At 46.0% G+C, this 12,281-nt stretch carries 12 protein-coding genes; all 12 read left to right on the top strand.

The window, feature by feature from the left end:
• Window positions 1-14: 14 nt before the first annotated feature.
• The gene (gene rimP / locus NSS82_RS20180; protein ID WP_036688473.1) at window positions 15-482 is read left to right on the top strand and encodes a ribosome maturation factor RimP; all 468 of its coding nucleotides are present in this window, start codon (window positions 15-17) and stop codon (window positions 480-482) included.
• A gap of 26 nt (window positions 483-508) precedes the next feature.
• Window positions 509-1,606 (top strand): transcription termination factor NusA, encoded by a 1,098-nt coding sequence (gene nusA / locus NSS82_RS20175; protein ID WP_036688470.1) that lies wholly within the window; start codon window positions 509-511, stop codon window positions 1,604-1,606.
• A gap of 28 nt (window positions 1,607-1,634) precedes the next feature.
• On the top strand, window positions 1,635-1,943 hold the full coding sequence (gene rnpM / locus NSS82_RS20170; RefSeq protein WP_036688467.1) for an RNase P modulator RnpM: 309 nt from the start codon (window positions 1,635-1,637) through the stop codon (window positions 1,941-1,943).
• A complete protein-coding gene (locus tag NSS82_RS20165; protein WP_036688466.1) occupies window positions 1,936-2,259 on the top strand; it encodes a YlxQ family RNA-binding protein in 324 nt (107 codons plus the stop codon). The genes rnpM and NSS82_RS20165 overlap by 8 nt, the downstream gene beginning before the upstream one ends.
• Entirely contained in the window at window positions 2,252-4,912 is a 2,661-nt protein-coding gene (infB, locus tag NSS82_RS20160) for a translation initiation factor IF-2 (protein WP_036688463.1), read from the top strand. Before NSS82_RS20165 ends, infB begins: the two co-directional genes overlap by 8 nt.
• Window positions 4,913-4,930: 18 nt before the next feature.
• Entirely contained in the window at window positions 4,931-5,278 is a 348-nt protein-coding gene (gene rbfA, locus NSS82_RS20155) for a 30S ribosome-binding factor RbfA (RefSeq protein WP_036688461.1), read from the top strand.
• 72 nt (window positions 5,279-5,350) lie between these two features.
• Window positions 5,351-6,328 (top strand): DHH family phosphoesterase, encoded by a 978-nt coding sequence (locus tag NSS82_RS20150; protein ID WP_038571927.1) that lies wholly within the window; start codon window positions 5,351-5,353, stop codon window positions 6,326-6,328.
• Window positions 6,325-7,239 (top strand): tRNA pseudouridine(55) synthase TruB, encoded by a 915-nt coding sequence (truB, locus tag NSS82_RS20145; protein ID WP_076140993.1) that lies wholly within the window; start codon window positions 6,325-6,327, stop codon window positions 7,237-7,239. Before NSS82_RS20150 ends, truB begins: the two co-directional genes overlap by 4 nt.
• Before the next feature lie 37 nt (window positions 7,240-7,276).
• Window positions 7,277-8,224 (top strand): bifunctional riboflavin kinase/FAD synthetase, encoded by a 948-nt coding sequence (locus tag NSS82_RS20140; protein WP_038571921.1) that lies wholly within the window; start codon window positions 7,277-7,279, stop codon window positions 8,222-8,224.
• 148 nt (window positions 8,225-8,372) lie between these two features.
• Window positions 8,373-8,642 (top strand): 30S ribosomal protein S15, encoded by a 270-nt coding sequence (gene rpsO / locus NSS82_RS20135; RefSeq protein WP_036656390.1) that lies wholly within the window; start codon window positions 8,373-8,375, stop codon window positions 8,640-8,642.
• Window positions 8,643-8,935: 293 nt separating this feature from the next.
• The gene (gene pnp, locus NSS82_RS20130) at window positions 8,936-11,038 is read left to right on the top strand and encodes a polyribonucleotide nucleotidyltransferase (protein ID WP_036688453.1); all 2,103 of its coding nucleotides are present in this window, start codon (window positions 8,936-8,938) and stop codon (window positions 11,036-11,038) included.
• Window positions 11,039-11,273: 235 nt separating this feature from the next.
• Window positions 11,274-12,257 carry a polysaccharide deacetylase family protein gene (locus tag NSS82_RS20125; RefSeq protein WP_076272322.1) on the top strand — a complete coding sequence of 328 codons (984 nt, stop codon included), beginning with the start codon at window positions 11,274-11,276 and terminating at the stop codon, window positions 12,255-12,257.
• Window positions 12,258-12,281: the final 24 nt, after the last annotated feature.

Here is a 12,281-nt window from a genome sequence, read left to right as displayed (position 1 = left end):
GAGGTAATTTTCTTTTGAGCACACCCAAATCTAAAATTAAACAAACGGTAGAGCAGATGCTCGGGCCCTATCTCGACGACAATGGTTTCGAACTGGTGGACGTTGAATACGTGAAGGAAGGCTCCAATTGGTTTCTGCGTATATTCGTAGATAAAGAAGGCGGCATTGATATTGATGACTGCGGGATCATTAGCGAATATTTCAGTCAGAAGTTAGATGAGAATGATCCTATTCCTGAGGCATATTTCCTTGAGGTTTCCTCGCCGGGAGCAGAGCGTCCTCTCAAAAAAGCTGCGGATGTAGCTAAAGCGGTAGGTAAGGACGTGTATGTGACTGTTTATGAGCCGATTCAAGGACTCAAAGAATTTGAAGGTCGTTTGCTCTCGTTCGAGAACGAGGAACTGCTCATCTCCGCGGGCAAAAAAGAACATGCAGTACCGTACGCCAAGGTCGCAAGTGCGAGATTGGCCATTATTTTTTAACGTCTTGAAAGGGGGGCCGGAAATTCATGAGTATGGAGTTTATTGAAGCAATGAATGAGCTGGAGAGGGAGAGAGGCATCAGTAAAGATGTGCTGTTTGAAGCGATTGAAGCGGCGCTGATCTCTAGTTATAAACGTAATTTCAATGCAGCACAGAACGTGCGTGTTGACATGAATCGCAATACAGGTGTCATTAAAGTGTTTGCCCGCAAGTTAATTGTTGAGGAGGTCCTGGATACAAGGACTGAAATCTCATTGCCGGCAGCCAGAGAAATTAACCCGCATTTCCAGCTGGAAGATATCGCTGAGCTTGAAGTGACACCGCGTGATTTTGGACGTATTGCCGCACAGACTGCTAAGCAGGTTGTAACTCAACGGATTCGCGAAGCAGAGCGTGGACTTATCTATAATGCTTTTATCGACAAAGAAGATGATATCGTTACTGGACTAGTTCAACGTCAAGATATGCGGAACATTTACATTGATCTTGGTAAAATCGAAGCGGTTCTTCCGCTTAGCGAATTGATGCCAGGTGAAAAGTTCAAACAAAGCGAACGCATCAAGGCTTATATCACAAAAGTTGAGAATACAACAAAAGGTCCGCAGATTATGCTCTCCCGCAGTCATCCTGGATTACTGAAGCGTCTGTTCGAGCTTGAAGTTCCTGAAATATTTGACGGTGTAGTTGAGATTCGTTCTGTAGCTCGTGAAGCTGGCTTCCGCTCGAAGATTGCTGTGTATTCCCGCAATCCAGAAGTAGATCCCGTTGGTTCTTGCGTAGGTCCAAGAGGCACACGCGTTCAGACCATCGTTACTGAGCTTCGCGGTGAGAAGATCGATATCGTCCGTTATTCTGATCTGGTGCAGGAATATGTTGCGAATGCACTAAGCCCTTCCAAGGTTCTTGAAGTTCAAGTCTTTGAAGCGGAGAAGATGGCGAGAGTTATCGTTCCTGACTATCAATTATCACTGGCTATCGGTATTAAAGGGCAAAATGCACGTCTTGCCGCTAAACTTACCGGCTGGAAGATTGATATCAAGAGTGAAACTCAAGCGGAGCAGGAATACGGCAGACCGAAATCTTCTATTGATGAAATGCATCAGGATTCCGTCTCCATAGATTAATTAACCTGCTTGACGGGAGGCGTTTGGTATGAAACAAAAAAAGGTGCCGCTGCGTAAATGCGTTGCTACCCAAGAGATGATGCCTAAAAAAGAGCTGATTCGTGTGGTAAGAACGCCTGAAGGTGAAGTACTGATTGATCTGACGGGTAAGAAGTCAGGCCGTGGTGCTTACATATGCGGCAAGCTTGAATGCTTTCAGCTGGCACAAAAGAACAAAGCACTTGACCGTGCATTGAAATGTCAAGTGAGTCCTGAAATCTACGCCCAGCTAGCCCGGGAGTTTACATCCGTGGAAGAGCAGTTCCTAGCAGCAAAGGATAGTGAGGATAATGAGTAAGGCGCTTTCTTATTTAGGGCTTGCCATGAGAGCAGGCAAGATAGTCACCGGTGACGAGGCTGTACTCAAAGCTGTACGGTCTTCAGAGGCGAAGCTGGTCGTTCTGGCAGGTGACGCTTCAGATAATACCCAAAAAAAGTTCCGTGATAAATGCGGAACTTACGATATTCCACTAGTAATCGCATTTCACCGGGATGAACTCGGTGCAAGTATTGGTAAAGACCAGCGTGTAGTACTGGCCATTACGGATAAAGGATTCGCGGAAATGATCTCCAAGCAACTCGGAGATACTGTCGGAGGTGGATTTATTGACTAAAGAAGAGAACAAAGATAAATTGCGCGTGTACGAATACGCAAAGTCACTAAACATGAGCAGTAAAGAAATTATTACTATTCTGAAGCGTTTGAATGTCCCCGTGAATAATCATATGAGTGTCATGGAGAATGGATCCGTGAACAAAGTTGAACAGTTCTTTAAGGATATCAAATCAAACGCTGCAGCCAAGCGGGATACCGGCACCAGCAGCCGGCCGGTAACAACCGGTGCGGTAACAGCCGAACCTCAAAGTGCTCAGAATGCCAACAAAAATCAACAGGAAAAGCAGGTAGGTATGAACAGTAACCAAAACAACAACCAATCGACGACGTCCCCAAGGCCCCAAAGCGGACAAGATTCCCGCAGAACACAAACAGGTTCAACGCAGAATGCACGTCCGCAACAAAGCGGTGCTCCACGTACTAACAGTACTAGCAGTACTAGTAGCAGCCGCCCGCAAAGCAGCACTACCGGCGGCAATCGCCCACAAGGTAGCAATACCGGTGGCAGCCGTCCGCAAGGCAGTAATACTGGCGGCAACCGACCACAAGGAAGCAACACAAGTGGCAGCCGTCCGCAAGGCAGCAATACTGGTGGTAGCCGCCCACAAGGCAGCAACACTGGTGGAAGCCGTCCACAAGGAAGCAACACAAGTGGCAGCCGTCCGCAAGGACAAAACAGTGCACCACGCACTGACAGCCGTCCACAAGGTCAATCTGGCACAGGCGGAGGTTTCACACGCGGTGATGACAGAGGTCCTAAAAAGAACACAACTGGTGGCAGACCGAATAATAATCAAAGACGTTTTGATGATGGTAAAGGTGGTAACTACCGCGGTCGTGGTGGTAAGAATGGTCGTGGCAAGAACCAACCAATGGTACACCGCGAGAAGATCGATAACACACCTAAGAAAATCATCGTTCGTGGCAGCATGACCGTTGGTGAAACAGCGAAATTGCTTCACAAGGATGCTTCTGAAGTAATCAAAAAGCTGATTTCAATGGGTGTTATGGCTACCATCAACCAAGAACTTGATATCGACACCATTTTGCTACTCGCTGCTGAATTTGGCGTAGAAGTAGAAGTGAAGATTCCTGTTGATGAGGACAGCTTCGAAACAGTGGAAGAGAATGACAATGAAGAGGATCTTCAGACTCGTCCTCCAGTAGTTACTATTATGGGTCACGTTGACCATGGTAAAACTACACTGCTTGATGCTATTCGTTCGACAAATGTGACTCTAGGCGAAGCCGGCGGAATCACTCAGCACATCGGTGCTTATCAAGTCGAAATTAATCAAAAGAAAATCACGTTCCTTGATACACCTGGTCACGAAGCATTTACTGCTATGCGTGCTCGTGGTGCACAGGTTACGGATATGACAATTATCGTAGTTGCTGCTGATGACGGTGTTATGCCTCAGACCGTTGAAGCTATTGCACACGCTAAGGCTGCTGGACTTCCGATTATTGTCGCTGTTAATAAAATCGACAAGCCGGGCGCAGATCCTGATAAGGTGAAGCAAGAGCTTACAAGTTATGAACTTGTTCCTGAAGAGTGGGGTGGAGATACCATCTTCGTTAACCTCTCTGCGAAACAACGTATTAACTTGGAAGAACTGCTGGAAATGATCCTGCTCGTAGCTGAAGTTAATGAGTACAAAGCGAACCCTGACAAACGGGCACGCGGTACTGTTATAGAAGCTGAGCTTGATAAATCCCGTGGACCAGTTGCTCGTATACTCGTTCAGAACGGTACGTTGAAAGTCGGCGATGCCTTTGTAGCAGGTAACTGCTTCGGACGTGTACGTGCGATGGTCAATGATAAAGGTCGTAAGATTAAAGAAGCTGGACCATCTACTCCAGTAGAAATTACTGGTTTGACTGAGGTGCCACAAGCTGGCGATCCGTTTATGGCATTCGAAGACGAGCGTAAAGCCCGTGCGATTGCTGATAGACGTTCCACTTCCCAACGTCAATCTGAGCTGAATACGAACACCCGTGTAACTTTGGATGATCTGTTCCAGCACATTAAAGATGGCGAGATCAAAGACCTTAACGTGATCATCAAAGCTGACGTACAAGGTTCAGTCGAGGCGCTTAAAGGATCCTTGGCTAAGATCGAAGTGGAAGGCGTACGCGTGAAGATCATTCACAGCGGTGCTGGTGCGATTACTGAATCCGATATTACGCTTGCAGCAGCATCTAATGCTATCGTTATCGGCTTTAACGTTCGTCCAGACGCACAGACCAAAGCAGCTGCTGAGCAAGAAAAAGTAGATGTTCGTCTGCACAACATTATCTACAACGTAATTGAAGAAATCGAAAGTGCCATGAAAGGTATGCTCGATCCTATCTATAAAGAGAATGTTATCGGTCACGCCGAAGTTCGCAGCGTGTTCAAAATCAGCAAAGTGGGTACCATTGCAGGATGTATGGTTACTTCCGGTAAAATTACCCGTAATGCTGAAATGCGCTTGATCCGTAGCGGAATCGTAGTGTTCACAGGTAAGGTTGATACTTTGAAACGTTTCAAAGATGATGCCAAAGAAGTGGCGCAAGGTTATGAATGTGGCATAACTTTGGAACGCTATAATGACGTCCAAGAGGGCGACATTATCGAAGCGTTTCTTATGGAAACTGTAGAGCGCTAAGCGAAGAGGTGAATATAGATGTCTAAAATTAGAGCAGGACGAGTGGGCGAGCAGATCAAGAAAGAGCTTAGTCAACTTATCCAAAGCGGTCTGAAAGACCCTCGAATCGGTTTTGTAACTGTAACTGGCGTAGATGTGACTAACGATCTATCGCAAGCCAAGGTATACTTAAGCGTGTTCGGGGATGAAGAGCAGAAGGCAGACTCGCTTAAAGCGATTGAGAAAGCCAATGGTTTTCTTCGCTCAGAGCTTGGCAAGGCCATTCGCCTTCGGCATACACCGGAGCTGATCTTCAAGATCGACGAATCTGTCGCTTATGGCAGTCATATTGAGAAGCTTCTTGGAGAGCTTCATAAGAACGATTAGAAATAAGTGATTAAAGTGGGGTTCAAAATAGCGTTATGCTATTTTGAACAACCTTTAAAAAGGAGACGGCGAATGCAGAGCTATGAACAAAGTCTCCAGCAGACCCGTGAGTTTCTGCTGGAACACGACGATTACCTTGTAGTGTCGCATGTTCAGCCGGACGGAGATGCAGTCAGCTCCACCCTTGCGGTGGGCTGGCTTCTCTCATGTCTGGGCAAAAAATACACTATGCTGAATGAAGGACCGATCCCGAAGCGAATGGAATACCTATGGCATTCGGATGAAATCATCAATATGGCCTCTAGTGAACCGCCCCGTCAATACAGCAACGTCATCTGTGTGGATTGTGCGGATTTTCAGCGAGTAGGGCTGACAAACCGCTATTTTGCGAATGAGGCTCTTATCCTGAACATTGATCACCATCCAACAAATAACGGTTATGGATTCGTTAATTTAATCAAACCGGATGCAGCTGCGACAGCGGAAATATTGTTCGACCTGCTGAAGACATTCGAGATCGAATGGGATATTGATATCGCCACAGCTATATATACGGGTCTGTTAACAGATACCGGTGGTTTTCGTTATACCAACACATCACCAAAAGTAATGGCAGCTGTATCTGAGCTATTATCCCTTGGAGTTAACGGTCCTGAACTCGCTGAGACATTGCTTGAAGAAATGACGCTGCCACAGGTTAAAATATTAAATAAAGCCTTAAATACGCTGGAATTATCTCCTGAAGGGGATATTGCCTGGCTATATGTTACACCCGAGCATATGATCGAATGTGCTGCTGCTAATGAAGATTTGGAAGGGATCGTAAACTACCCTCGTAATATACGGGGCGTGGAAGTAGGCATTCTTTTTAAAGTTATTCATGAACATGCGGTCAAGGTTAGCCTACGTTCTGCCGGTAAAGTAGACGTGGCTGCATTGGCGCAAACGTTTGGCGGCGGCGGTCATACCCGTGCTGCAGGTGCGCGTATAGAAGCTACGCTTGAAGAGGCAATAACTCAGGTGCTTGAGGAGGTAAGACGTCATTTATGAGTGAATTAGAAGGTGTTCTGGCGGTTTATAAACCGGCAGGCTTCACTTCACATGATGTTGTAGCCAAGGCACGCCGTATTCTCGGCATGAAACGGATTGGTCATACGGGGACACTAGATCCCCAAGTGACTGGTGTATTGCCGCTTTGTCTGGGACGTGCGACTCGCGTTGTGGAGTATATTCAGGAGCTGCCCAAAGAATATGTGGCAACACTGAGACTGGGGATGTCCAGTGATACTGAAGACTTAACTGGAACCATTACGGAAACTGTAGATGAGGTTCATGTATCTGAGGAAGAGATTCTTGCAGTGCTTGCCTCTTTCAAAGGTGTAATTTCTCAGGTTCCTCCCATGTACTCTGCGGTGAAAGTGGATGGCAAACGTCTTTATGAATTGGCTAGAGAAGGCAAGACCGTTGAACGAAAAAGTCGTGAAGTAGAGATTTATGAAATCGAAATGACGGATATGACTTGGGAAGGTAATCATCCCGACATCACTTTCCGGGTATTATGCTCCAAAGGCACGTATATTCGAACACTTTGTGTTGATATCGGTCGTGCGCTTGGACTGCCGGGTGTAATGGTGAAGCTGGAGAGAACAATGTCGGCAGGAATTTCTGCCAGCCATTGTTTATCCCTTGAGGATATTGCCGCGCACAAGGAAGCCGGAACATTAGAAGATCATTTAATCGCTGCTGATGAGGCAATTTCGCATTTGCCTAAGCATACCGTTATGGATGAGAAGAAGAAGGCAGCACTGCAGGGTCAACGTTTGTCTTCGCGGTTCATTGCTCCAGAAGTGAAGACAGCAGGTCAAATTCGGCTATACGATCTTCAGGGATTGTTTCTTGGCATTTATGAGCTGGAAGAGACAGGTGCTATTGCCCCAGTAAAAGTGTTTGCACAAGCTTAAATCAATTTTACCAAGTGAATTGTAGGTGAGAAACAGCGTGAGAACCGTAACGTTAACCTATCCGATGTCGCCGGAGACTGCTGCCGAATGGGCACAACCTCAAGTGGCTGCTCTAGGGCAGTTTGACGGCCTGCATCGTGGACATGCCAGTGTCATTACATCCGCTGTGGCCTTAGCCCGTAAACAAGGTGTGCCGGCTGCAGTCCTTACATTTCATCCTCATCCCAAAGATGTTATGGGTAAGGGGGATTATGAAGGGTACTTGACGCCACCCTTTGAAAAGCAAGAGATTCTTGCCAGCATGGGTGTAGATATCCTGTATGTTATTGAATTTAATGAGCAGCTTTCCCGGGTTAGTCCACAGAATTTTGTCTCTGTTATGCTTTTGCCGCTACATATTGTAACTGCAGTTGTTGGCTTTGACTTTCGCTTTGGCTACCAAGGTGAAGGCGATGTTGAGATGCTTCGTAAGCTGGGTGAAGGTGTTATGAATGTGGAAGTTGCTCCTCCTTTTCTGCTTGAAGGCGAAAAGGTTAGCAGCTCCGGCATTCGCAAAAGTCTCCAAAATGGAGATCTGGGACTGGCAAACTCCTGGTTCGGACGTTGCTATCATCTGCGTGGTGAAGTGGGGCATGGTGAGAAGAGAGGCCGCACAATTGGTTTTCCAACTGCCAATTTGAAGCTCAGTGATCATTTTGTCATTCCGACCAAAGGTGTATATGCGGTTCGAGTCTTTTATAAGGATAAAGTTCTGTACGGGGTTATGAATGTGGGCGTTAAACCAACCTTTCATGAGGGTGTGTTGACTCCGAGCTTTGAGGTACATCTGTTTGACTTCGAGGGTGACCTGTATGATCAAGAGCTTAAGGTAGAATTGGTATCTTACATTCGTCCAGAACGGAAGTTTGACTCCATTGGGGCATTGATTACTCAGATTGGCGAGGATGCAGAAACCGCGAAGAAGATTCTGGAGTATAATTTATAGTCATCCCGGACAAGCCGTTTACTTTTGTTAATGGAGATGCTATACTAAGTAACGTTGCTGGCTTACAGCATCATAACCTTAGCTTGGTTGCACGTTCTCACCGACGGTGACGAGGCTAGTGGCGATTATATTGAAGGAGGTGAACAGGATGGCATTAACTCAAGAACGTAAACATCAATTGATCGACGAGCACAAAACTCACGAATCCGATACTGGATCCCCTGAGGTGCAAGTTGCTATCCTAACGGAGAACATCGTTAATTTGACTGACCACTTGCGTACGCACAAGAAAGATCATCACTCCCGTCGCGGATTGTTGAAAATGGTTGGACAACGTCGTAAACTTCTGGCGTATTTGAAAAACAAAGACATCAGACGTTACAGCGCCCTGATCGAAAGACTGGGATTGCGTCGTTAATTTTCCATAAGATTACTCTTAAAGCAGCCTGGTTGTATACCGTATGTCCTTCTCGGAGCGACAGCGGGACAGCTGGGTTGCTTTTTGAAAATTTAGGGAAAACTTAATATTAGGATCGATGAGATTATTCGCAAAAACGGCGGCTTTACTTTTCAGTAAGGCCCAGCCGTTTCTTCTTATATGCATACAGAATAGGTAGCCTCCCTTTGGGACAAGCCTTTCCAATTCATTTAGATCGATATGTGAACCTGCTATTTTAGACTGCGGGTCTACTACTATTCAAGGAGGTATTTATGGAAAAACGTGTAGAAATGCAGCTGGGTGGAAGACGCCTTGTGCTGGAAACGGGCCGCCTGGCTAAACAAGCAAATGCAGCTGTTATGGTGCGTTACGGGGATACTTCGGTATTATGTACCGTTACGGCTTCGAAAGAGCCTAAGGATCTGGATTTTTTCCCGCTTACAGTCAACTATGAGGAAAGATTATATGCGGTAGGTAAAATTCCTGGCGGATTTATTAAACGGGAAGGTAGACCGAGTGAGAAAGCGATTCTGTCAAGCCGTTTGACAGACCGTCCAATCAGACCACTGTTCCCTGAAGGATTTCGTAACGATGTTCAGGTATTGAACATGGTAATGAGTGTGGATCAGGACTGCGCACCAGATATTGCTGCTATGATCGGTACTTCAGCTGCACTTAGTATTTCCGATGTGCCTTTTGATGGACCAATCGGCGGCGTTGCTGTAGGTCGGATTAATGGAGAGTTTGTGATCAATCCGGATATGTCTCAGCAAGCAATCAGTGATGTTTATGTAGTGGTTGCTGGAACGAAGGATGCAATCATGATGGTTGAAGCAGAAGCGAACGAAGTGACGGAAGATGTGATGCTCGAAGCGATTATGTTCGGTCATGATGAAATCCGCAAGATCGTTGCAACCATTGAAGAACTGGTTAAAGTGGCTGGTAAAGAAAAAATGGCTGTGAAGCTGCATACAGTGAATGCTGACGTGAATACTGAGGTCCGTGCATTTGCTGAGGCTCGTCTGGTGGAAGCCGTTAAAATAGCTGAAAAACATGCGCGTCAGGAAGCGATTGATGTCGTTAATGATGAAGCGGTTGCGTATTTCGTAGAGAAGTACATAGAAGCACCGGAGCTTCTGAAAGATGTTAAAGAAGTCCTACATGATATCGTGAAGGATGAAGTAAGACGTCTAATCACACATGATAAGGTTCGTCCAGATGGGCGTAAACTTGATGAAATCCGTCCGATTGAATGTGATACAAGTCTGTTACCGCGTACACACGGTTCCGGTCTGTTTACACGTGGACAAACACAAATCCTTAGCGTTTGTACCCTTGGAGCACTAGGTGATGTGCAAATTCTCGACGGAATCGATCCTACTGAAACGAAACGTTTCATGCACCATTACAACTTCCCACCGTTCAGCGTAGGGGAAGCTCGTCCGCTTAGAGCACCAGGACGCCGTGAAATCGGTCATGGAGCACTTGGAGAACGTGCATTATCCAAGGTTATACCTAGTGAAACTGAATTCCCGTACACGATTCGTCTAGTATCAGAAGCGATTGAATCTAACGGTTCTACTTCCCAGGCAAGTATCTGTGCCAGCATTCTGGCTATGATGGACGCTGGTGTGCCAATCAAAGCACCGGTAGCCGGAGTAGCAATGGGTCTGATCAAAGACGGAGAGCATGTCTCCATCCTGACGGATATTCAAGGTATGGAAGATCATCTCGGAGATATGGACTTCAAGGTAGCTGGTACAGCAGAAGGTGTTACAGCTATTCAAATGGACATTAAGATTGCCGGTATCGACCGCAACATTCTTCAGGATGCACTTCAGCAGGCTAAAGAAGGCCGTCTGTTCATCTTGGACAAAATGAATGAAGCGATCTCTGCGCCAAGACCTAATCTGTCCAAATATGCTCCAAAAATCATTATTATCAACATCAATCCGGACAAAATCCGTGATGTTATCGGTGCTGGTGGTAAGATTATCAATAAAATTATTGAAGAAACCGGCGTAAAAATCGACATCGAACAAGATGGCCGTGTCTTTATCGGTTCTTCAGATGAAGAGATGATCCAAAAGGCACGTTCGATTATCGAAGGACTAGTGCGTGAAGTACAAGTCGGAGAAATCTATGTGGGTACAGTTAGACGTATTGAGAAATTCGGAGCATTTGTTGAACTAATTCCGGGTAAAGACGGATTGGTACACATTTCCCAATTGTCCACTGAGCGCGTAGCTAAGGTTGAAGATGTTGTAGCTGTCGGGGATACAATTACCGTTAAAGTTACCGAAATCGACCAACAAGGCCGGGTTAACCTGTCGCGTAAAGCGGTATTGACTTCGGAAACTGGAGCTAAAGCTTAAGTTTCAATTGTAGAGGTACCTTTTCTAAGGTACCTAATAGCATAATAAAAGGAGACAGAAGCGATTGCGTTCTGGCTCTTTTTTTATATGAAATAAAGTAAAGTGCATCACTATCACGCCTCTTGCCTCTGTTCTTATGACATAAATTCCTCTCTTGTCTCATAGATTGGGACAAAGTGTCTTTGTATTCGTGTGGAACGGACTACAAGTCGTTTCTGCCGGGGAGGAAGTCGTCATGAAGACGGAAAAAGTGGCTTTAGTGGTTGCTTGTATTGCGATCGTGATAGGAATTGGCAGCACTCAGGGACCGGTAAAGGACATGCTTGCGCAATTGAAGCCGCAGGATGACCTAGCTGTGTGGAAGGATATTTCTAAGCCGGAGAACAATGATCTTCGGACACGGATTGAGACCGCCGCAGCCAAACTTAATGCCCCTCCAGTGAATGCCGTGGTTGATCGGGTATGGAAGGCGATTCCGGGTTATAACGGACTTGAGATTGATGTAGAGAGTACATATCGGAATGCTCTTTTGGCGCCAAAAGAACCTATAAAATTTGTGTATCGGCAGATTGAACCACAGATATCACTGAATCAACTGGGAGCTGAACCCATATATCGTGGGAATCCGGCCAAACCGATGGTATCGTTGATGATTAATGTGGCGTGGGGAAATGAGTACATTGTGCCAATGTTGGATGTTTTGGATGAAGAGAACGTTAAAGTTACGTTTTTTCTGGATGGGAGCTGGCTGAGTAAAAATCCGGAGCTGGCTAAAGAAATGCTAAAACGTGGTCATGAGATGGAGAATCATGCTTATACCCACCCTAATATGAGTACTTTAAGTCGTGCGCGAGCTACTGTAGAAATTGAGAAGACACAAAAGCTGTTAAAGGAATCGCTTGGAGTCACTAATAAATGGTTCGCACCCCCTTCTGGTGATTTCGATCAGGAGACAGTAGAAATTGCCAGCAGTTTAGGGCTCAAGACCGTACTATGGACCGTGGATACCGTGGATTGGCGTAATCCTTCTCCTGAATCTGTAGTTGCCAAAATCACAAGCAAAGCGGAACCAGGCACTCTAGTCTTAATGCATCCCACAGCCTCATCCTCCAAAGCTCTGAGGGCTATGATACGTGGAATCAAAGCAAAAGGGTTGCAGTTAGGCACAGTTAGTCAAACGCTCTCAGCAGAGCGGCTGATCCCCTCTAATGTTGAGTGAGAGCTGTATTTCTGGTAGGATTAT

This window comes from Paenibacillus sp. FSL H7-0735 (genome assembly GCF_038008505.1).
Classification (GTDB): Bacteria; Bacillota; Bacilli; order Paenibacillales; family Paenibacillaceae; genus Paenibacillus_AQ; species Paenibacillus_AQ odorifer.
Note: the sequence above shows the minus strand (reverse complement) of the source record. Positions and strands in the feature narration are given on the sequence as shown.